The sequence below is a fragment of the Saliphagus sp. LR7 genome, assembly GCF_003344565.1.
In the GTDB taxonomy this organism is placed as follows: Archaea; Halobacteriota; Halobacteria; order Halobacteriales; family Natrialbaceae; genus Saliphagus; species Saliphagus infecundisoli.
The window spans coordinates 1-21,078 of the sequence record NZ_QPND01000018.1 but is presented as its reverse complement, the minus strand read 5'-3'; the positions used below and the strand labels follow the sequence as shown (position 1 = coordinate 21,078).

The following is a 21,078-nucleotide window of genomic DNA, read 5'->3' as shown; positions in this document are numbered from 1 at the left end:
GGTCGGGCGTAGCTGAACGTTCTCTCAGTCCCAGGTGTCGCTCGCGGCGACCGAGAGGTCGAGCATGGGCTCGCTCCCGACGTAGCCGGTCGCGAACGCCGAATACGCCGTCCCCGCCTCGAGGGAGACGTCGGCCCCGATGACCGCCTCGTCGCCGCCGGCCGGGTAGATACAGAGCCGGTAGTCGCCCGCGGGGACCGCGACGGAGCCGCCCTCGCCGTAGGGGACGTCCTCGAAGAGGGCCTCGCCCGTCTCGGCGACCCGGATGTCGACGTTCGGGGCGTCCGGCGAGGCGTGGAACGCGCTGACGCGTGCTTCGCCCTCGCCGAGTTCGGAGACGTCGTCCTCGATGACGGTGACCTCGAAGGCGCTGTCGCCCTCGAGTTCGCCGATCGCGGCGATCGTGAAGGCGCCAGCGGGGACCTCGAGGTCCTGGTCGAAGACGACGGTCTCGGCGTCGCCCGCGGCCGTGATCTCGATGCCGTAGGTCCCGGCGGGAAGCTCGAGGTAGTCGGTGACGTCGCCGAACGGCAGGTCCTCGATCGTGAGCTCGCCGTCGACGTAGACGTCGACGTTCGGGGCGTCCGGCGAGAGGTGGGCGACCCTGACCGAGGCCGACCCTTCTTCCTCGTCGTCGGCCTCGACGGTGACCATCGCGTCGGCGACGACCGGATCGCCGGCGTCGTTGACGTAGGGGCCGTCGACCTCGCCCTCGCTCTCGACGAACTCGTAGGCACCGCTGTCGTTCGAGTCCATGTGGGGCATCGCGATCAGCGTCTCGTCCTCTTCGAGCATCTCCCGGTCGAAGTCGGTGCCCGGGATGTCGCCGAACAGCGGGACCTCGACGTCGCTCATCTCGCCCGCCTCCATCGCCTCGCTCACGCCGATGACGCTCCCGAGGACCTCGCCGTCGAGCAGCGAACTGTCGTGGATCGTGACGAACCCGCCCTCCGGGAGCATCGCCTCCGCGACGGTGACCCAGGTTCCATCGGTGGTCTGGTCCTCGAAGGTGACCATCGCCGTGGCCTCCATCTCGCCGCCGGACTCGTTCATCCCGCCGGACTCGTTCATCTCCCCGCTTTCGTTCCCGCCGTCCGACTCGTTGTGGTCGTCGGCTACGACGTGCCCGACGCCGCCGAGGAGCACTGCGCCACTGCCGATCTGAAGGAATCGCCGTCGTGTCTTATCTGTCATGGTTTGCCGTGCGTGTTCCGGTACGACAGTTCGAGAGTTGAGCACCTTTCCTAACTAGTAAGGGTTGCTCGCCGCCCGCTCGATCCGATGGCCAACGGCAGCGGGTCCAGGCCGGGCCTCCCGGTGGCGGTTTCGGCCGGGAGCAGCGATACACTGAGGACGGTGGCGACCGAAAGCAGGGACGACGTGACTCGAACCGACCGGTCGGGCGACGACGCGCCGGAGACGGCACCCTGTCTCTCGTGCGGCGCGGAGACCCCGCTCCCCAAGGAAGTCCACAGCCCCGTCTGTTTCCGACCGCTCTGTGCGGACTGCGACGGCTCCGATTCCTGAGTTCGACGAGAAAAAAAGGACGGAGAGGTCGACGGCGCGGGGGCCGGAAGTCGTACGGCCGGCCGTCTCAGGAGTCGTTGAGATAGACGCCGATCCGGACGATCCGCTCGTCTGCGTCGTCGAACTCGAAGACGTCACAGAAGCCGGCCTCGACGCGCCCGTCGTCGCCGTCGCCGGTTACGACCCCCTCCGCGACCGAAGCATCCTCGCCGTGGGCCCGCAGCGTGACCTGGTGGCTCGTGTTCGAGAGCCCCCGGACCTCCTCGAGATACGTTTCGAGGCCGGCGGCGCCCTCGAGGTCGCCAGCCAGCGACTCGTAGACGAAGTCGTCGGCGAGTACGGGTCGAACGCGCTCGAGATCGGCTTCGTCCATCGCGTCGAAGTAGGCGTCGATCAGGTCGTCGCGGTCGGAGTCGGACATGTCCGAGCGTTTATCGCCCGCCCTATAAGAGTCCGGCGTCGTCGCCGACGATGATCCACGAGACCCCTCGATCCGAGACGGGAAATCACCGTCCCTCGAGTCGCACGGACGGCGGCGTCAGCGTCCGTCGGCGGCCGTCTTCGTCGGGCCGGCTGCTCCCGGCGAGGCGGATCGCTCGGTCCGCCCGCCCAGCGTCTCGAAGTCGAAGTTCTCGAACTCGTCGGGAACGACTCCCTCGACCGCGTAGACGTACAGCGCCGTCTTCGCGATCCCCCGGATCGCCTGTCCCAGGAGAACGGTGAAGACGACCGCCCCGCCCACCAGGACGACGCCGAGGAACAGCCCCGGGCCGGCGAACGCGCTCGCGACCGGCACGGAAACCGCGAGCGCGACCCCGACGAGCACGAGACCGATCAGCCCGACGATCAGCGTGATCCCGAATCCGGCACTGAGGATTTCCCCCCAGGTATCCCTGAACGTCTCGCCGCTGCGTTCGAACATCGTGGTGACGGAGACGTCCTCGAAGACGATCACCGGGACGATGAAGAAGGTCAGGATCGACCAGCCGACCGCGAACAGCGAGCCCAGGAGCGCCGCGACCGGGTTGTCGGCGTCCTCCAGGGCCTTGATGACGATACTGACCGTCGCGGCGATCGCCGCCCAGGCGAGGATCGGACCGAGTCGGCCCCGTATCGCCCCGAGACTCTCCCGGAGCCCCGGCTCGCGGCCGTGGAAGGCCTCGTTGGCCGCGTAGACCAATGCGGCCGAGAAATAGGTGCTCGCGAAGGTGGTGACGAAATAGAGGACGAACAGGACGGCGTATTCGACGCCGCTCCCGAACAGGTTCGCGGCCAGCAGCGGGACCAAGAGAAGTGCGAGAAAGCAGAGGCTGGCGACGCCCGCGAGCAGCGGAAACGCCAGCAGACGGGGGTGATCGCGGACTACCCCGAGGCTGTCTTTCGTCAGCGTCCACCCCGTCTTCAGCCGCTCGACGAAGCCGACCCTCCCCCGACCGATGTTCGACGACATACCTATCATACGCTCGCTTATTACGTAAACGTATTGGATATTCTATTGGTTTGGCCAGGGGATCGGGTTCAGTTATGTAAATCGTGAGATAGGAACTATCGGTGTCACCGAGCCGGGTGTAAACGGCAGGCCCTCTCGCTGTTGGAAGGTGGAGTTCGTGGATCACAACGGCTTAGTCGCTCTGTGGGACCACTCCAGCCATGACGGAGGTCCTGGCCGACACCCAGCAGACGATCGCCGCCTCGCCGGAGCCGGCGGCGGAGTTCCGGGCCCTCTCCCGGGAGCGCCAGCGGGAGGTCTTCGTCCAGCTCCCCGACGCCGTGCGCGAGGCGGTCGTCGCGGACATGGACGAGGACCAGCTACACGGGTTCGTCCGCCGGCTGGATCCCGACGAGGCGACCGACGCCTTAGAGGTCGCCCACGAGGAGACCCGACAGGCGGTCCTCCGGCGGCTGGACGAGGACCGCCGCGAAGCGATCGAGTACCTCCTCGAGTTCGATCCCGAGAGCGCCGCCGGGCTCATGACCCTCGATTACGTCACCGTCGACGTCCGCCGGGGCTTCGGCGAGGTCAGGAAACGCGTCCGGCGCTACGAGGAACGCACCGGCCGTTTCCCGGTCATCTTCGTCCTCGAGAACGGACGGCTGCTCGGGGAGTTGCCCGGACCCGCACTGGCGATGACGAACGGCGACGGCGACGCGATCGACGACTACGTCCGGGCGGCTCCGTCCGTGGGCTACGACAGCGACGAGGAAGAGGTCTTAGAGCGCTTCCGCGAGAACCCCGAGAGTACGGTCGCGGTGCTCGACCGCGCGGACGGCGAGGACACCGTCCTCGGGGCGATCTACGCGGAGGACCTGCTTCGCCTCGTCGACGAGGAGGCGAGCAGGACCCTCTACGAGTTCACGGGCGTCACCGAGGAGGAGAGCATCCTCGACGGCCCCGTAGCGAAGGTTCGCCGGCGATACAAGTGGCTCATCGTCAACCTCGGGACGGCGTTTCTGGCCGCCGCCGTCGTCGGCCTCTTCGAGGACACGATCGCGGCGTTCACGCTGCTCGCAGTGTACATGCCGGTCGTCGCCGGGATGGGCGGCAACGCGGGCACCCAGTCGATGGCGGTCACCGTACGCGGGATCGCGTACGGACAGGTCTCCCTGCAGACCGGCGGGCGAGCCGTGGTCAACGAGATCATCGCCGGAGCCGCGAACGGGGCGATCACCGGCGCGCTCGTCGCCGCCATCGCGACGGTGTTCAACCGGAGCCCGCTGCTGGGGGTCGTCCTCGGCGTCTCGATGGTCCTGAACCTCGTCATCGCGGGCTTTTTCGGGACGGTCATCCCGCTCGTGCTCGACCGGTTCGGGATCGACCCGGCGACGTCGGCGACCATCTTCATCACGACGGCGACCGACGTGCTCGGCTTCTTCATCTTCCTCGGGCTCGCACGCGCCATCCTGGGGATCTAACCGGCGATCCCTGCCGCGCGCTCGCCGACCGGCTACACTTTGTGACGGAAGGCCCGGAGCGCGTTCCGTCCGGTCTCGGTCAGCGACACCTGTTTCGATCGCCCGACGGACTCGATCCGTACGTAACCGTTCCCGACGAGCGGGTCGAGGATCCGGTTGTTCAACAGCGCGAACTTGGCCTTGTCGTTCGCCGGGTCCGTGGTCGTCAGGAAGGCGAGTTCCTCCTCCTCGGCGAAGTCGATCAGGTCGCTCTTCTTGGGCGTCGAGACGGCGTCGTCGGCCGAATCGACGTAGTCGAGCACCCGGACCTGGTCGGCCGTCGGCGTCTCGAGGGGATAAGAGGGGAGTCGTTCGGCCATCTCCATTCCCTCCGTCCGCGGGGTCTCCGCGACCGGATGGGACGCCGACTCGGGATGGACGTGATAGCCGCTCGCGTCGGTCGCCATGCACGCGAGCGCCGCGCCGATCGCGGCCAGTTTCGGCCCGCTCGAGACGTTGACCCGCACGATGTCCTCGCCGCAGGCGTCGATGATCGTCGTCGTCCGCCCGAGCACGTCGTAGACGTCCCGGAGGTCGACGCCGTGGGTCTCGACGGCGATCCCCCCTCCTTCGAGCGTGTCTGCGATCCGGTCGTGGTACGACGCCCGTTCGGCTCCCTCGAGGAGATGGACCGTGTCGGCGCCGTACTCGATCGCCGGCTCGGTGATCCGGTCGGCCTCGTAGCCGACCGGGGCGACGTGGACCTCATCGATCGACCGAAGTTCGGGATCGCCGCTCATTTCGAATAGTATAGAGAGTACAGATACTATAATAGTATCTATTTTTTTAATAGTATCCGGATAGAATTGAATAGACTACTGCCCGGATATCCGTCCATGCCACGCGAGGCAAACCGATCACGGTACCGGGACGCGGGGGAGCAAGCCCCCCAGCTTCTGGATCTGGTGGGAGACGAGTACACCCGCGAAGTGCTGTGTGCGATCGCAGAGCAACCCCGGAGTGCGACCGAGGTGGCCGCGGCGACGTCTGTATCGAAGCCCACGGCGTTCCGGCGGCTGGATCGCTTGGAGGAGTTCGGACTCGTCGAGGGGGTGACGGTGATCGACCCCGAACACGGCCACCACCACGAGCGGTTCCGGGCGACGTTCAGGGGGGCCGTCGTGGAGTTCGGGAGCGAGGGGTTCTCGGTCGTCCTCGAGACCGATCCGGAGTGACCGTCGAAGAACGGAGCGGGCGCTCGCCGGATCGAAACACGGAAAGAACCGACGGGACCGCCTCTCGTATCTTCACCTTGTCGCCAGAGACACTTAAAGAGAGTCAGGCCGAGGAGCCGACCCCGAGTTCGGGCAGGCTGGGGTCCCGGTAGGGGTTCCGTCCGTAGACGGCGCCGCCGAGGTCCTGATCGTCGAGTTGCTCGCGCAGGGTCCGCCGGAGCCGGTTCAGGCTCGTCACGTCGAGGCCGTGGTCCGCACAGAGCGAGACGAACTCCTCGTCGTCGGTGATCGACTCGAACCGGTCGTACAGCGCCGCGAGCCGGTCGGGGGACTGCTCGCCGATCCAGTCGTCGTCGTGGAGGCCGAGGTGGCGCTCGCGCTCGAGGTCGACGACGTGGCGGATCACCACCAGCGCGACCGTGGGGATCGCCCGCTGGCTGCCGAACGCGGTGAGATCGAGGTCGACCATGATCCCGATCGCGCGGTCGCGCTGCCAGGGGGTGAGCTCGAGGCGGCCACACAGCGCGTGGGTGAGTCGGAGCTTCTCCAGGCGATGGGCCCGCGCGCTGTAGCCCTCCATCGCGGGGTGGCGCTCGTCGTGGAGCCGCCGGACGTTCTCGCTTACGTCCTCGAGGGGCGAGCTCGCGCGGCCGATCCGGGTCGCACTTGGCGTGACCAGTCCCCAGCGGCGCGTAGTCTCGTCGCGCTGGAGGTCCGCACGTGCGACCGTACTGTCACCGGGCCGCCGGCTGAGCGGGGCGTCGTCGGTCTCCCTGCGGGGCGCGTGTGCCTCGCCCGGAGTCGGCCGGGCCAGGTCGGTCTCCTCGTCGCTCATCACGACCCCGTACCCGCTGCTCGTAGTTGAAAGTATGGCTCCCCGGAGAACGTCCCTCGTATCTCCACCTTGTCGCGAGAGGTACTTAAAGGACCGCGGGGCGGAGACCGCCAGTGGCCGACCGACGCGCCCGGATCGATCGTCGGGCGTCGCTTTCGAGGATGGCGACGAAAGCGAGAGATAAGGGTGACGTGAGTGGCGTCACGTGCCGGCCGTCTGGAGGGCCGACGTGTCGATAACCTATCCATATCACTATAACTGTTTGGATGGTGAATACGTTCGGGTCGACAACACGTTCCGGCCGACTCGAGTCGGTGTCGAGCGAGACCCACGCCACTCCGGCTATCGGCCCTCCTCGGGGAGCGCACCGCTTCGTTCGAGAAACTCCCGGGGAAGATCGTCGACGTCGCCGACCTGGACGCTCCACAGCGTCGCATAGAGCCCGTCGCGCTCGAGTAAGTCCTCGTGGGTGCCCGACTCGACGAGTTCGCCGTCGTCCAGCACGAGGATCCGGTCGGCGTCCCGGACCGTCGAGAGTCGGTGAGCGATCGCGAACGTCGTCCGCTCGGCGATCAGCTCCTCTAGGCTGTTCTGGATCACGGCCTCGGTCTCGTTGTCGACGTGGCTCGTCGCCTCGTCGAGAATCAGGATCTCGGGGTCCTCGAGGATCGCGCGGGCGATCGATATTCGCTGGCGCTGGCCGCCCGACAGCTTCACGCCGCGCTCGCCGACCATCGTCTCGTAGCCCTCGGGGAGGCGCCGGACGAACTCGTGGGCACCGGCGACCCGGGCGGCCTCCCGGACCTCCCGATCGTCGACGTTCTCCAGGCCGTAGGCGATGTTCTCCCGGACGGTGCCGTAGAAGAGGTAGGGGTCCTGGCTCACGTAGCCAATCGAGCGCCTGAGGCTCCGGGGGTCGATCTCCCGGACGTCGTGGCCGTCGATGCGGACCGAGCCGCCGTCGACGTCGTACAGCCGCATCAGGAGCTTCATCAGCGTCGACTTCCCCGCGCCCGTCGGCCCCACGAGCCCGACGTAGTCGCCGGCCCCGACCTCGAAGGAGACGTCCCGGACGACCGGCCCGTCGTCGTCGCCGGCGCGGTCGGCCTCGTAGGCAAAGGAGACGTTCCGGTACTCGACGTCGCCCTCGACGGGTTCGAGGACGGTCGATCCCTCGTCGGCACGGATCGCGGGCTCGGAGTCGAGCAGCCCGACGATGCGCTCGCCGGCGGCCTCGGCGTACTGGTAGTCGTTGAGGATCTGGCCGAAGTTTCGCATCGGATAGATGAACCGCCGGGTGTAGGAGAGAAACATGACCAGGGTGCCGGCGGTGAGCGAGCCGGCGAAGAAGGGGTGGGGCGAGCCGAACATCACCCACCAGCCGCCGACCAGGAAGGTCGCGACGTAGCCCGCAGCCGTGATGAGCCGGATCGTCGGGAAGAACTTGATCCGGGTCGTGATCGCGTCCCAGTTCGAATCGAGATACTCCCGGGAGGCATCCGCGACCCGGTCGGTCTCGAACTCCTCGCGGTTGTAGGCCTTGACGACCGTGAGCCCGCCGACGTTGTTCTCCAGGCGGGAGTTCAGCCGGCCGACCGCCGAGCGGACGTCCTGGTACTTGGGGTGGATCAGCGCCACGAACCGGTAGCTCACGTACGCAAGCACCGGGATCACGAGCGTCGGGATGATCCCCAGCCGCCAGTTGATCGCGAGCATCACCGCGCCCATCCCGCCGACGCGGACGACGATCCGGATCCCCTGGTTGAAGCTATCGGTGAGAAAGCCCTCGAGCTGGTTGACGTCGTTGTTCAACACGCTCATCACCTCGCCGGTCTGTTTGTCGTCGAAAAACCCCATCCCACGGCGTTGCATCGCGTCGTAGGTGTCGACCCGGACCTCGTGTTGGAACCGCTGGGCGAAGGCATTCCAACACCAGTCGTTGACCCAGCCCAGCCCGGCCTCGAGGACGTAGGAGGCCGCGAGCAGGGAGAGGACGAGGAGCAACTGCTCGCCGGGATCGGCCGGCACCAGGCCGTCGGGGATCCCCCAGAGGGAGAACGCACGCTCGTCGAAGAACAGCGAGTCGATCGCGACCGCCAGAACGTACGCCGGAACGAGCTCCATCGCCCGCGAGAGCACGCTCGCGACCCCGCCGACGCCGAAGAGGAGGAGGTTGTCGCGGCCGTACGTACGGAACATCCCGGCGATCGCGTTCGTCTCCGTGGCCCTGATCCCGTCGAGCGAGCCGTCGGCCGGGGCGTCGGCTGACATCCGTCCCCGAGACGACTGCCGGCACCGTCAAAACGGTATCCTTCCCGGTGGAGACGCCCGGTTGTGGCGGGTCCCGCGGCTCCGGGGCCGATCGGCGGCGTCGGCTACCTCCCCGCCGGCGGGCCGGTCGCGGTTCGGCCGCCTTAGTCCGCGGCGCTCCCACGAGAGGCGCTCTTCACCGTCGGCGCTCCGGCGCCCCCCTCATCCGAATCGGCGTGTCTGGCACGGATGTGGGCCTTCATCGGCCGGTAGTCGGTCTCCCCGATCTCGAACACGCGGTCACAGAACGGACACTGCTGGTACATCCTTCCCCGTGTGAACGTATGACACCCTACTACTTCCCTCTTTTGCTCGTCGAACCGGTCGCCCCCGTCGGGAGGCGGCCGACGAGGGGACGGCGACGGACGAGGAGATGACGGTCGCCTACGTCGAGCGAGTGGCTCGCCGGAGGACCCGCTCGACCGTCCCCAGCCCGGGGCGTCCGTCCCGATGCCACGCGAGGAGGGCGGCCCCCGCGAGAGCGAACTCGAGGAGGAACCACGGCTCGCCGAGCGAGCCCGCAAGCAGGTCGGCGAGCGTCGGCGCGCCCTCCTCGTACTCGGTGACGGGGACGACGGGGTACAGCAGGTAGTTCACTTCCGTCCCCGACCAGAGTGCCGGGACGGAGTCGACGAGAGGGTGCGAGACCGCACCGATCCCGAAGGCGACCCCCAGTTCCGCCCGTCCCCGCCGCCTGGCCAGCCAGTAGACCGCGAGACAGATCGGAACGACGACGAGCAGCGAGTGTCCGAGGCTCCGGCCCGTCGGGAGGACCCCGGCGTACCACGCCAGGGGCTTGTCCACGAGGTCGGGAGCCTGGGTTCCGACGAGCAGGGCGACCGTCGGGAGCGTCGCCGGACGCCCGCCGAACCGGGCGCGCGCCGACAGCGAGTAGAGCAGATAGCCGACCGCGGCGTGTCCGAGCGGCCACATACCCCTCCGTTGGCGACGGCGGGAAAGTATCTGTCCATCGGCGCCACGCCGCGGCGACCCGTTGGCGTTCGGGAACGTTTAATACGCCGACGTAGTTGGAAGCGCACGGGCAATGGACTGGACTCTCAGTCGGGCTCTCGCGGCCCTCATCGGTGGGATCGTCGTGACCACCGCGACGGTCGCCGTCGTGAGCGGAAACCCCGTCGCTTCCTACGTTCTCAACCGCAACTTCGCCCTCGGGACCGCGTGCATGCTAATCGGTGTCGTGCTCATCTGGTACCAACGCCCCGATCCCGACGAGGAGCCCTCGAGCTGAACCGGGTCCCGACCCGGACCTCGACCGGAGCAGGAACGGCGTGATAGCTATTTGGTACCACGTACCATAGTGGTTCGTATGGCAACCGACACTCTCCGCGAGGGCGTGTACGGGTCGATGTCGGCCACGTGGGGCGCGGGAGCGGCGGGCGGGCTCGTCGGCGGGATCGGTATGGGGATCGTCCTCCATCTGGGCGCGAACATGATGCCCCTGATCGGGACCCTCTACGGGTGGCCGACGGTGCTTGGCGGCTGGCTCGGCCATCTGATCAACAGCGTCCTGCTCGGGCTGGTGTTCGCCGCGCTCGTTTCGCGCTGGCGGATCCACGACCGGATCTCGAACGTCGGCGAGTGGGCAATCACCGGCGTCCTCTACGCGGTCGCGATCGGACTGGTAACGGGCGGGATCATGCTCCCGATCACGGTGAACCTGATGGGGACCACCGACCTGCCGGAGCCGTTGCTCCCGGTCCCCGGTTTCGTCGGCGGGCTCCTCGTCGCCTTCTCGGCCGGTGTCGCCCACCTGGTGTACGGACTGCTGCTCGGAACGATCTACGGACGCGTCCACACGAGGGCCGTCGCCCGCCGGCCTTAGATACGTCAGTATCTGCAAAGCGCGTCGTTGAAACAGGAAGCCCTCCCTGCAAGCGCGAGCCGTCAGGCGAGCGATAGGGTAGTTCACACGACGAACTCCGCGCGCTCCTCGACGTCTGCCTCCATCGTGTTCAGGGCCGCGACCACGGTATACGTCCCCGGCTCCGACGGGGCCCAGCTCTCCGTGTACGTGCTTGATTCCCCCGGCACGAACGTCTCGGTCCGGAGGGCCTGGGTGAACAGCCGGCCGTCGCTCCAGCGCCAGCACTCCTCCCCGTCGCGGGAAATCGAGAAATCGGCCTCGAGCCCGCTCCGGAAGGTCACTTCGCGGGGCTCGTCGCCGGTGTTCGTGACGGTGAGGGTAAGCGCGACCGGATCGCCGGACTCGACTTCGAGGTCGGCGTCGAGGGCCATGGGCCGAGAACGGGGAGACCCGGTAAAGTCCTTGGCCCGAGCGCCGCGTTCGACAGGTCCTCGGGCCGTTCACGGCCACGAAACCACCCTGCGGCGTCGATGGCGTGGATGCAACCCGCGGCCTTTTGGTCCGCCCCGCCCTCTATACGACAGTGCAATACGGGGAGTTGACGGCGGTGTACGACCGTCTCGAGGCGACCGCCTCCACCCTCGAGAAGACCGAGATCCTGGCGGAGACGTTCGCCGACGCGGGCGACCTGCTCCCGGAGCTTTCCCTGCTCGCTCGAGGACGGCTGTTCGCCGCCTGGGAGCCCGACGAACTCGGCGTCTCCTCGTCGCTGACCGTCGAGGCGATCGCGACGGCCAGCGGTCTCCCCGACGAGCGCATCGAGGAGTGGTGGCGCGAGGAGGGCGATCTCGGCGATGCGGCTGCGCTGGCTGTCGAGAACCGGGTCCAAGCCACGCTCGTCTCCGACAGCCTCGACGTTCGCGAGGTCTACGAAACCCTCCGCGGGCTGGCCGACCACGAGGGCGCGGGGAGCCAGGACCGCCGCGTCGGCGAGATCGCGGGGCTGCTCGGCGACAGTGACCCCGACGAGGCCCGCTATATCGTCCGGACCACCGTCGGCGCGATGCGTCTCGGGGTGGGCGAAGGAACGATCCGGGACGCGCTCGCAGCGGCCTTTCTCGAGGGCGAAGAGGACGCGGCCAGGGCGGTCGAACGCGCCTACGAGGTCACGAACGACTTCCGGACGGTGAGCGAGACGGCCCGCGAGGCGGGCCGGGAGGGACTCGGCGAACTCGAGATCGAGCTGTTTCGCCCGATCAAGGCGATGCTCGCGAGGAAGGCCGACGGCCTCGAGGACGCCCTCGGCGGTACCGAACGCCCCGTGGTCGAGTACAAGTACGACGGAATGCGAACGAAGATCCACGTCCGAGAGGGGGAGATCCGGCTGTTCACCCGCCGTCTGGAGGACGTCACCGCCCAGTTTCCCGACGTCGTCGCTGCCGTCGAGAAGGAAGTCGGCACCGACCGCGCGATCATCGAAGCGGAGGTCGTCGGCTACGATAACGGAACGCCGATCCCCTTCCAGGAGTTCTCGAAGCGCATCAAGCGAAAGGAGGAGATCGCGGAACTCGCCGAGCGGTATCCGGTGACGGTCCACGCCTTCGACCTCCTCTACGACGACGGCTCGCTTCTGGAATCACCCCTCGTCGAGCGTCTCGACCGCCTCACCGAGGTGCTCGAGCCGGAGGGAACCGTCCGGCGGGCCGAGAACGTCCGACCCGACTCTCTCGAGGCGGCGAAGACGTTCTACGAGGACGCGCTCGCGGCGGGCCAGGAGGGAGTCGTCGTCAAGAACCCCGAGGCGCCCTACCGGCCCGGATCACGAGTGGGATACATGCGGAAGGTCAAGCCGACGATGGAGCGCCTCGATCTCGTCGTCGTCGGCGCGAAGTGGAGCGAGGGGAGAAAGAGCGACTGGCTCGGCCGGCTTCGGCTCGCGTGTTTCGACGACGAGCGCGGGGAACTCCGCGAGGTCGGGCGGCTGTTCTCGGGGCTGACCGACGACGAACTCCGCGAGATCACCGCCAAGCTCGAACCCCTAGTCGAGTCCGCAGAGGGCCGAGCCGTGACCGTCCGCCCGGAGGTCGTCATCGAGGTCGAGTACGAGGAGATCCAGGCCTCCGAAACGTACGATTCAGGCTACGCGCTCAGATTTCCCCGCTTTTCGGGGTTTCGTGAGGACCTCGGGCCCGAGGACGCCGACGGCTTCGAGCGCGTCCGGGAACTCTACGACGACCAGCATCGGACGGAGGGAGCGTAGATGGTCCGGGACGGCGCGGTCAGCCTGCGGGACGGGATCCGAATCGAGCTCTCGGATGGGAAGACGGTCGTCGCCGACGCGACCGAGCCCGCGGGCGACGTCGCCGTCCTGAGCCACGCCCACGGCGATCACCTCTACTCGCAGGCTCCGAGTGAGGTGATCTGCTCGGAACTCACCGCGCGGCTCGCGGCCGCCCGCCGACGGGACGAGGGGAAACTCGGCCGGGGGAGCCACCCGGCGATCGAGCAGGTGTCCGCGGGCCACGTCCCCGGCTCCTCGGCGACGATAATCGAGGACGAGGGGACGACCTACCTCTACACCGGGGATTTCTCGCCCCGGGAGCGGTTCGGGCTGGCGGGGTTCGACGCCGAGGCCGTCGCGGCCGACTACGACGTGGACGTCCTCGTTACGGAGACGACCTACGGGACGCCCGACTACGTCTTCGACGCCCAGCGCGAACTCGAAAGGCAGATCGTCGGCTGGCTCGACGACCACGACGGCCCCGTCGTACTCTTCGGCTACACGCTCGGGCGCGCCCAGGAGATCGAACGCCTCGTCGCCCGCTCGGAGCGCGAGCGGCTGTTCGTCACGGAGGCGATCGAGCGACTGAACGGGGTGATCGCGGAGGCGTGGGGGACCGACTTCGGCGCCCGTCGCTACCGCCGCGAGACGGCCCTGAATCCCGAGGACGCGCTCGTCCTTCCCGCCCAGACGAACAAGCTCTCGTTCGTCGATCGGATCGTCGAGGACACCGGGGCCGTGACCGCGGGCTTCTCCGGGTGGGCGATCGAGGAGTCGTTTCTGTATCGAGGCGGGTACGACGAGACGTTCGTGCTCTCGGATCACGCCGATTTCTCGGAACTCGTCGCGACCGTCGAGACGCTGAATCCACGGCAGGTATACACCACCCACGGCTTCGCAGACGCGTTCGCGACGCACGTCGAGACGGAGCTGGGGATCGAGGCCCGATCGCTGAAGGAAAACCAGACGTCGCTCGGCGAGTTCTGACGGCGGATGACCGGTCCGGTCAACTACCCCACCCTACTTCGCTCACCCTGACGGGTTCGCTCGTGGAGGGTGGGGCTTGTCCATGAACTCGGCCTCGAACCCATCAGGGTAGGCGGTAAATCCGCCCTTCGGCGTCACCGTTCCAGACTTGAAAATGATGTTTGGATTCACAGTGGTGATACCCGCGATGTCGGATTAAGACCGTTGATATACTGGCTCATGAATGAATATATTTATGACTAGTCAGTGTCTCATAGGTGTCGAATGGCCGGAAAATGGTTTCTGGGCAACTCCATGTCTGGGTGGGATGCATTACGATTTCATTGTCGCTGGACGGACTCGAGCGAACTAACGATACCAAGTACTTGTATCCACCAACGACGCCATACATCTCCGAACTAGCGGTGAGGAAATGAAATGGACTATTGCACAATCGTTGAGGTGTTATTGAATGGCGACTGACCGAGATTTGACGGAGATTGCCCCAGAACAGAATCAGAACAACATGGACGCTGAGTCGGCTGATTCTACGAGTGTGTTCGTTCAGCGTGGGTTCGACGCGCCCTATCGGAAGAATCTCGGAGCAACGTTTACGACACCGATCTCCGTCGAAACAAGAGCCGAGATTCAGACAATAATCGAGGAGGCTGGTGTCTCGAGTCCACAGCTCGAGCGTCTTCACACACTCCTCGAAGAGGGAAACGTCAGGGCATGGGGGGCTAGTTCAGAACACGACGTTGTTCGAGCGATGGATCCCGGAAATTGGGTACTCTACGTGGACCCAGGTCAAACACGAAGCAAGAGTAACATCCAATACCGCAACCAGATCGACCTCGCGTTGCCCAAACCAGAGGAACCCTCAGTCACTGAGGTCCACAAGGAAATTTCGAGGTTGCTCTGGCGAAGTGATGGGTTCACGAGTCTTTGGTTCTCTACCAGCGACGTCATATCGTACGAGAACCCGACTAACACCAAGGGGATCCAAGCGTTTAACGACATCATCCAGAAGTGCGATCCTGAATTCGCGTACTATCGAAAGAACACAGATGGTGGCTACTGGTATACGGACGACAATACGTCCGATAGCTTGCTAGAGATCGAGCCGGCGTACTTGGAGTACTTCGGAGGTGGGGAAGCTTTCGTACGCGAAGTTGAGGCCTCGGATTACGTCGAGCAGAGCGAGCTTCCAGATCCAGCACACCTCATCGTCGACACCGATCTTATTTGTGAACGGGATGCACCACCGATTGTTCACGAGTTCGATGGATATCAAGCAGATCCACTTGATGTCGAAGCCGATTCGCGACTTAAATTCCTCTACGTAGCGAAAAATGATACTCCGGAGTTGCTTCCCGATCCAACGCCCGAGCAAGCGGAAGTACTCATGGAAGCTGACGTCTGCGGGTACGTTCTCGTTCGCGATGGCGATCAAATCGTCGCTAGCGCGAAGTTGGGCTGTGTGTTCGGCAAAAAAGTTGACGAAGAATTCGAGGTCAGCAGAAGTGGGAGTCGCCTCATCTTCGGTGCTCTCGTCGACTACAGGGAATTCCCCACCCCTGTCAACGTCAACCATCCCGATCTGGGGATAACTGCGACCAATGGCGTTAATCCATCGACAGCGACTGTCGCTTCGCTTTCCAACGATACCAGTGAAGCCAAACGGGCATATCAGATGGCTCGAGCGCTATCGATTTCCCCTGGATACGTCGAACGACTCAAGCAGTTCGTAGATGACGAGCCGCTTCAAAATGAAGAGCGTGTCATAGAATGCATCTCATAGCTTCTCGCAGCCCGGATCGTTTCCTCGCTCGTAGTTGGTGATTGCAACGACTAGTCGGAGGCAGAGCGCAACGTACACTTCTGTTCGTGCGTGGACGCGGCCTCGGGCGCGAACGTGCCCGAGGCCGCAGCCCTTGACTGCATCGTTGGTTCGTTCGACGCCTGTCCGGTGGTTGTACGTCTCGTCCAAGATCGAGTGGTTCAGCTGAACGTCCTCACTGTGTTCGGCGATGCGGTTTTCGACCCTGTACTCGATATCGAGTGGATCGTCGGTGTTTCGCGGGTTGTACGGAGCAATTGGCACGACCCCTGCGGCCAGCAGGTGGTCGTGCCAATCAAGGATATCGTACGCGCTGTCTCCAAGCATCCAGATCGGTGTGTCGACGGCGAGCGCGTCACGCGTGACGCGCATCGCCGTCTCTTGATCCGCTTGTTTGGTTTGTGTGAATTCCGCTGCTATCGGGATCTTTTCGCCAGTTGAGACAAGCGTACAGCCGAAGCCGTAGTAGTGCTCTTCGGCTGTTGGATCGTAATTCCACGAGGCAGCGTCGTTGTATTGGATCGCTTCGACATGGGTCGAATCGATCGAGTACGTGGAGTCGAGCAGGCCGCGGGCGGCGGCCTGCTCGACGAGCCTGTCGAAGACATTGTCAACAACGTGTTCGAGGTCGGTGAGAAAGCGGTCAATGGTGTCTCTGGATGGCGGTTTGTCGAGTCCGCAGTAGTACCAGACGAGGCTGTGCTGGAGTTCGCGTGTAACTAGGCGTGTACCGTAGATATTCTTGTAGTAGCAGTGTAGAAAGCCGCGAAAGAGATCTGGCGGTTGATGAACTCGTGTTCGCCCCCGGCGAGCGGGGGCGAACACGTCGTACTCCAGTAGAAACTCGAACTCAAGGTGTTCGAACAGCGGCACTGTTTCGGTAGCCGCCGCATTCAAGAAGTCGTCTACCGATGCTGCGTCTTGCAGGGCGTTGGTACTGCTGGACACAGTTTCCAAGCCCTGCGGCCTCCCTTGGGAGGCTTTCTATGACACGCTCAAATGAAATCTACCAGGTCGCTGTTGCACATCTAATCAGTGGCAAGAATCCCGTGTTCTACGGGCCGCCCGGGACCGGAAAGACGCGAGTTGCGAAAAGACTCTCGAAGCTCGGGTTCGGTGTCGGGTACGATCTTGCCACTGCCCACTCGGAGTTGACCAATTATGACATCGTCGGCGGGTATGCACCCGGAAAGCGTGACGAAGGTCCCGATGAAACCGATACGAATCTGACGGTCGACTGGATACCGAATGCAGGAATCATCAGTGAAACGGTCGAAGCATGTCGCGATCGGCTCGAGGATTCGAACACCCATCACTGGCTGATTTTCGACGAACTCAACCGAGCGAATCTTGACCAGGCCTTCGGAGACATCTTCACCCTTCTGGACATCGATTATCGAGCAGATCAGCCACTTCGATATGCTGATGAAGAGGTCTGGATCCCGCTCTCGTACCGGCTCTTTGGAACTATGAATACAGAGGACCAAGCGAAACTCTTCTCGCTTGGTGACGCATTCAGACGTCGATTTGGGTTTGTGCCGGTTCCGTCGCTAGTCGATTCGAGTCTTCCGGAGACCGATGCAGCAACTCGTGACCCTGCGATAGACGAGTATCAACTCGCAAACGCCGGAAAGATACGCGATGATATGGTCGAAGACGCCGTCATAGACGATCTATCCTTTGTTGACGTCCTCGTGGACACCCCCCGCCCAACGGTACACCAGCGTGATGCTGCGGCCATTGATCCCGCGTTTGCAGTCCCAGCCGGGGTCGAAGATGCGTTCCAGACTGTTATGGACCCAGCGACGTACAATTACACGTCAGGTCAGGACGTCCTCGAGATCGCGTTTGCGCTGGCGGCCTACCTGAACGAGCACAGCATGGTCACGATTGGCCACTCGCAGTTCATCGATATTGCGAAATTCCTCACGGCAGTCGAACTGAGTGGTATCGACCGAGCTTCGAGGTACTGGTTGGACGAAGCCGTAATCGCGTTTATTCTCCCGCAGCTCGATTCGTTTTTCGTCGAACTACGAGAGGAAGAAGCGATCGGACGGTCCAGTGTCGATGATGATACTGACTCCAAGGCAGACGCGCTACAGGGGTTCATCGAACTTCTCGAATCGCTCGGCCTGAGTCGCAGCAAGGCGATTCTCGATCAGCGCGACACTGGGGTGGGGATCGTCTGATCATATGACCGTTGAACTTGCAGCGTACGAAGCCCACGAGCGATCAGACATCGATACCTCATCTAACGACGCAGACTGGGACGCTCTCGTTTCAGATGTCGAAGCGATTGGTGAGGTTGTCGATCAGGTCTTTGGCAGTCGCTCAAGTCGACCCACGATCCGGAATCGGTCGACCTTCTTGCCCGGTGGCTGGGCTGGCGAACTCAATGGAAACGTGCGGGTGCTTCCTGCTGCGAAGGACAGTGCCAAGGGAGAAGTTATCGACTCGGACACGTATAACGAGTTTCTGGCTGGGGCGAGACGCGTAGTTGAGACATACGGATTCCGAACAGCCAGTGCATATCTTTCGCTCATGCCCCAGGCCGTCCAGGATGCTCGCACGATTTTGCTCACCTATAGTCGCCAGCTGATTCAGATCACAGAGCGGATCTTCGAGCAGCGACTTCCGGTCAAATTGACAGACGAAACAAACGTCGGCTATGCGCTTACTGGTACCCCCGATTTCGAACGCACCGTCAAAGAACAAGCGCGCGGAACGGGCCAAGTGGTTTCACGAGAGGCAAGACTCTCGGTTGTAACGCCTGTGACGCGGTTACTGGCTTTACTCCATAAGGCACTCGGCTCCAGATTGACCGTCCTCAAAATAGATCTGGGTTTGAGCGATTCACAGTTCGACCGGCAGATCCGATATCATCGGCATATCCGTCGAGATCGACTTCCTAACGAGGTGCTCGAGACGTCAGGCGGGGAAAACCGACCGAGTTCATCCGAACTCGACGCGATGATGGCGAGCCAGTACAGCCCTGTTCGGCAACTGGCGAAGCTTTGGGTCGGGTTCCAACGTGAACTCGCTACCACGCTTGATTGGCGATCGCGTTTCGATACCGCAATCAAACCTGTTGAGACGGTCTACGAACTCTGGTGTCTCGAACGGCTTCTATCGATTCTGACTGAGGGATTTGGCCCCTACAATGTCGACAACGCGGGTAACAGTGACACACGTCGGCCAATTGCAAAAAAGTATACGTTCGAATCATCCGAGATCACGCTCTACTACGACCGTTCCGTCCGTCGAATCAATAACACCGAAATCAGTCAGTACGTAGGCAAAAGGTTTCGAAAACCTGGTCGTCACGTCGGAAGGCCTGATTTCCTCATCAGTGAAGGAGATACACCAGTTTGGCTCGCTGATGCAAAATTCCAGCTCGCAGATCATATCGATACCTCAGGACTTTACCGATTCTTGGGTTATGTCGCAGACTTCCTGCCCCAGGACGGGTATGCAAGCTTACTCTGTGTCGGTGGCACCCCAATCCAAGAGTCGTTCAGCATCGAAAACCGGTCCACTCGAGTAATCAGTACCAAAGCAGATTCTGATCGGGCTGAAGAACTCCTTCGCAATCAATTTAGGACAGCCCTTTCGGTTGATTTTGACACCTTGAGTTGAACCGGCTATTAGCCAATTCAACAGGCAGTAGCGAGGAGTCCCCTTCCTCACCGAGCGGCGAAGCCGCGAGTAGGGAGGGGAGGAATCGCGTTGCGAAGCTGGGCGAAACAGTTAGTATCGCCCGGTTCGTCGTCCTCTGTCGTCCGAAGCGGGCTTCAGACAGCCCAGCAATGGGTGCCGAACCAACACGTCGGTGTGGGAAAGGGTTGGTTCCTCGCTCCGGACGGGCCGCCGTCAACCGGCCCCGAAGGACGGACCGACGACGCGACCGCTCCGAGCACGCTCGACTTGCCGCGACGTCGCCGAGGTCACGTCCAATTACATTGCCTCTGCCGACCGACCGCACCGGCACACAAGTCGGTCCGGGACCACAACTCCCGACCGAAGCCACGCAAGCCCCGTCCGCAGAACGCCAAAGGCGTTCAGGGCGGGGTAGTTGACTTGCATGCAGCGTATGCCCGGTCCGAAGATCGTAGGTCTCCGAACAGTCACCGTCTTGATCAGGATAGACTAGGGCAACGGGACAGTCATATGCGACGCTGTACGTCACCACCTGGTTCAGATCGTCTCTCAGACTCGTGCAACATTTGCGCCGTGTATCTTGCACGCCAGCCAGAACATCTATTGCAACTGGTAGATTAATCGGAGGTACGTTCGCACGTAGAGTGAGCAAATCGAGGAAGCGGAGAACGTGGGTTCGTATGACTCCCTCAGTGCGCCGTCAGGGCTTTCCGGGGAAGACGACCTCTCGCTCGAGCGAGTCGATAGCGACGATCACCGGTCGCCGTCGCCGACGAGGTTCGACAATGCCACCCGGCCGAACCGGACGACCAGCGCCGCCCCGAGGAGGTCGAAGACCAGATCCCCGAGCGTGTCGCGCCACCCGTAGGTGACGAGCATGGGTTCGACCCCGATCCGGTCGCCCAGTGCGTGGACGAGGTACTCGAGACCCTCCCAGACGACGCCGAACCCCAGGGTCACGCCCGCGATGAACGCGGGCCGGGTGCAATCCGTGTACCTGCCGTCGGCGTCGGAGCGATAGAGGACGTCCGCGGCGCCGGCGACGACGCCGCCCGAGAGCGTGTGTGCGACGTCGTCCCACCACCACACGTGGTCGTACGGGCCGAGCATCCCGAGCGTGTGGACCAGCCCCGCAAGCGAGAGCCAGCCCCGTTGCCACGGCCGAAAGCTGACATCGGTCCAGCGTTCGACGTGGGCGGGAAGCGAGGCAAAGGCAAGCGAGAGGAGGGCGTTGACGACCACGCTCGGGTCGCGCCGGCGGATCCCCGCCGCGAGCCCGGCGACGATTCCGGCCTGCAGGAGACGATTGACGACCCGCCACCGACCGGCGTCGGCCGGCTGGCGAGCGCGCTCCGGGGGCGATGCCATCACGGACTATCGGGGTGCCGGCGTCATATCCGTTTGGGGAGCGTCGATCCGGGTCCGAACGCAACGAACGAGGGTCCACTCGGCGGTTGGCCCCCCTCAGGAACGCCACGAAGTCGGCGCCGAGACGAGAAATACGGGCCTCGAGAGCGGGGCTACCTCCGGAACCAGCTCGAGATCCCGGCGAAGCCCGAGCCGTCCGTCCGGGCCGGATCGATGCTCTCGACGGCTTCGACGGTAATTTCGGCGCTGGCCATTTCCTGGAGCGTCGAGATAGAGTAGCCGTAGGTGGCGGGTTCGAGGTCGTCCTCGAGGGTGTGGGTGAGCGAGACGGTCGTGGAGTCG

21 protein-coding genes and 2 pseudogenes are annotated in these 21,078 nt (G+C 64.0%); 10 read left to right on the top strand and 13 right to left on the bottom strand.

The genetic code is table 11. The features are described 5' to 3' along the window. Window positions 1-24 precede the first annotated feature (24 nt). A complete protein-coding gene (locus tag DVH23_RS24380; protein ID WP_198667999.1) occupies window positions 25-1,194 on the bottom strand; it encodes a DUF4397 domain-containing protein in 1,170 nt (389 codons plus the stop codon). A 162-nt stretch (window positions 1,195-1,356) separates the two neighbouring features. Between DVH23_RS24380 and DVH23_RS23785 the strand changes: the two genes are divergently transcribed. Further along, window positions 1,357-1,527 carry a hypothetical protein gene (locus DVH23_RS23785; RefSeq protein ID WP_157972492.1) on the top strand — a complete coding sequence of 57 codons (171 nt, stop codon included), beginning with the start codon at window positions 1,357-1,359 and terminating at the stop codon, window positions 1,525-1,527. A gap of 67 nt (window positions 1,528-1,594) precedes the next feature. Here the strand turns inward: DVH23_RS23785 and DVH23_RS18315 are convergent, their stop codons facing one another. Both DVH23_RS18315 and DVH23_RS18310 read right to left on the bottom strand, forming a co-directional pair. Next, window positions 1,595-1,948, bottom strand: coding sequence for a nuclear transport factor 2 family protein (locus DVH23_RS18315; RefSeq protein WP_114578859.1), 354 nt, complete (start codon window positions 1,946-1,948; stop codon window positions 1,595-1,597). Between the two features lie 117 nt (window positions 1,949-2,065). Continuing rightward, the gene (locus tag DVH23_RS18310) at window positions 2,066-2,977 is read right to left on the bottom strand and encodes a DUF6159 family protein (protein ID WP_114578858.1); all 912 of its coding nucleotides are present in this window, start codon (window positions 2,975-2,977) and stop codon (window positions 2,066-2,068) included. A gap of 200 nt (window positions 2,978-3,177) precedes the next feature. Between DVH23_RS18310 and DVH23_RS18305 the strand changes: the two genes are divergently transcribed. Beyond that, window positions 3,178-4,440 (top strand): magnesium transporter, encoded by a 1,263-nt coding sequence (locus DVH23_RS18305; RefSeq protein WP_114578857.1) that lies wholly within the window; start codon window positions 3,178-3,180, stop codon window positions 4,438-4,440. A 32-nt stretch (window positions 4,441-4,472) separates the two neighbouring features. On the opposite strand, the gene DVH23_RS18300 is transcribed toward DVH23_RS18305, so the two are convergent. Then, window positions 4,473-5,219, bottom strand: a complete 747-nt coding sequence (locus DVH23_RS18300; protein ID WP_114578856.1) for a DUF6293 family protein — start codon at window positions 5,217-5,219, stop codon at window positions 4,473-4,475. Window positions 5,220-5,315: 96 nt separating this feature from the next. Here DVH23_RS18300 and DVH23_RS18295 point away from each other — a divergent pair, with 96 nt between their 5' ends. Further along, the gene (locus DVH23_RS18295) at window positions 5,316-5,654 is read left to right on the top strand and encodes a helix-turn-helix domain-containing protein (protein WP_114578855.1); all 339 of its coding nucleotides are present in this window, start codon (window positions 5,316-5,318) and stop codon (window positions 5,652-5,654) included. A gap of 103 nt (window positions 5,655-5,757) precedes the next feature. Here the strand turns inward: DVH23_RS18295 and DVH23_RS18290 are convergent, their stop codons facing one another. From DVH23_RS18290 to DVH23_RS18280, 4 genes are all read right to left on the bottom strand, one after another. Next, window positions 5,758-6,489: a DNA-directed RNA polymerase subunit epsilon gene (locus DVH23_RS18290; RefSeq protein WP_198667998.1), complete on the bottom strand. Its 732-nt coding sequence runs from the start codon at window positions 6,487-6,489 to the stop codon at window positions 5,758-5,760. A gap of 342 nt (window positions 6,490-6,831) precedes the next feature. Continuing rightward, complete coding sequence (locus DVH23_RS18285) at window positions 6,832-8,760, bottom strand: ABC transporter ATP-binding protein (protein ID WP_114578854.1); 1,929 nt, start codon at window positions 8,758-8,760, stop codon at window positions 6,832-6,834. Window positions 8,761-8,903: 143 nt separating this feature from the next. Next, window positions 8,904-9,065 carry a hypothetical protein gene (locus tag DVH23_RS23780; RefSeq protein WP_157972491.1) on the bottom strand — a complete coding sequence of 54 codons (162 nt, stop codon included), beginning with the start codon at window positions 9,063-9,065 and terminating at the stop codon, window positions 8,904-8,906. Between the two features lie 118 nt (window positions 9,066-9,183). Then, the gene (locus tag DVH23_RS18280; RefSeq protein WP_114578853.1) at window positions 9,184-9,732 is read right to left on the bottom strand and encodes a metal-dependent hydrolase; all 549 of its coding nucleotides are present in this window, start codon (window positions 9,730-9,732) and stop codon (window positions 9,184-9,186) included. 112 nt (window positions 9,733-9,844) lie between these two features. On the opposite strand from DVH23_RS18280, the gene DVH23_RS18275 reads away from it, so the two are divergent. Next, window positions 9,845-10,048: a hypothetical protein gene (locus tag DVH23_RS18275; RefSeq protein ID WP_114578852.1), complete on the top strand. Its 204-nt coding sequence runs from the start codon at window positions 9,845-9,847 to the stop codon at window positions 10,046-10,048. Between the two features lie 78 nt (window positions 10,049-10,126). Beyond that, window positions 10,127-10,642: a hypothetical protein gene (locus DVH23_RS18270; protein WP_198667997.1), complete on the top strand. Its 516-nt coding sequence runs from the start codon at window positions 10,127-10,129 to the stop codon at window positions 10,640-10,642. A gap of 83 nt (window positions 10,643-10,725) precedes the next feature. Here the strand turns inward: DVH23_RS18270 and DVH23_RS18265 are convergent, their stop codons facing one another. Then, window positions 10,726-11,055, bottom strand: coding sequence for a BsuPI-related putative proteinase inhibitor (locus DVH23_RS18265; RefSeq protein ID WP_114578851.1), 330 nt, complete (start codon window positions 11,053-11,055; stop codon window positions 10,726-10,728). A gap of 152 nt (window positions 11,056-11,207) precedes the next feature. Here DVH23_RS18265 and DVH23_RS18260 point away from each other — a divergent pair, with 152 nt between their 5' ends. Continuing rightward, a complete protein-coding gene (locus DVH23_RS18260; protein WP_114578850.1) occupies window positions 11,208-12,884 on the top strand; it encodes an ATP-dependent DNA ligase in 1,677 nt (558 codons plus the stop codon). Continuing rightward, window positions 12,885-13,892: an MBL fold metallo-hydrolase RNA specificity domain-containing protein gene (locus DVH23_RS18255; protein WP_114578849.1), complete on the top strand. Its 1,008-nt coding sequence runs from the start codon at window positions 12,885-12,887 to the stop codon at window positions 13,890-13,892. A 42-nt stretch (window positions 13,893-13,934) separates the two neighbouring features. Here DVH23_RS18255 and DVH23_RS25300 read toward each other — a convergent pair. Continuing rightward, a pseudogene (locus DVH23_RS25300) lies at window positions 13,935-14,045 on the bottom strand (transposase); the annotation flags it as partial. 298 nt (window positions 14,046-14,343) lie between these two features. Here DVH23_RS25300 and DVH23_RS18245 point away from each other — a divergent pair. Then, window positions 14,344-15,672 (top strand): hypothetical protein, encoded by a 1,329-nt coding sequence (locus DVH23_RS18245; RefSeq protein WP_114578848.1) that lies wholly within the window; start codon window positions 14,344-14,346, stop codon window positions 15,670-15,672. Here DVH23_RS18245 and DVH23_RS18240 read toward each other — a convergent pair. Next, window positions 15,667-16,659 carry a transposase gene (locus DVH23_RS18240; protein ID WP_114578847.1) on the bottom strand — a complete coding sequence of 331 codons (993 nt, stop codon included), beginning with the start codon at window positions 16,657-16,659 and terminating at the stop codon, window positions 15,667-15,669. The genes DVH23_RS18245 and DVH23_RS18240 overlap by 6 nt on opposite strands. A 38-nt stretch (window positions 16,660-16,697) precedes the next feature. Between DVH23_RS18240 and DVH23_RS18235 the strand changes: the two genes are divergently transcribed. Together DVH23_RS18235 and DVH23_RS18230 are read left to right on the top strand one after the other, a co-directional pair. After that, on the top strand, window positions 16,698-17,900 hold the full coding sequence (locus DVH23_RS18235; protein ID WP_157972489.1) for an AAA family ATPase: 1,203 nt from the start codon (window positions 16,698-16,700) through the stop codon (window positions 17,898-17,900). 4 nt (window positions 17,901-17,904) lie between these two features. Then, on the top strand, window positions 17,905-19,347 hold the full coding sequence (locus DVH23_RS18230; RefSeq protein ID WP_114578845.1) for a hypothetical protein: 1,443 nt from the start codon (window positions 17,905-17,907) through the stop codon (window positions 19,345-19,347). 774 nt (window positions 19,348-20,121) lie between these two features. On the opposite strand, the gene DVH23_RS18225 is transcribed toward DVH23_RS18230, so the two are convergent. Next, window positions 20,122-20,736 carry a hypothetical protein gene (locus DVH23_RS18225; protein ID WP_232833826.1) on the bottom strand — a complete coding sequence of 205 codons (615 nt, stop codon included), beginning with the start codon at window positions 20,734-20,736 and terminating at the stop codon, window positions 20,122-20,124. A 152-nt stretch (window positions 20,737-20,888) separates the two neighbouring features. Next, window positions 20,889-21,078: pseudogene (locus tag DVH23_RS18220) on the bottom strand (hypothetical protein); the annotation flags it as partial.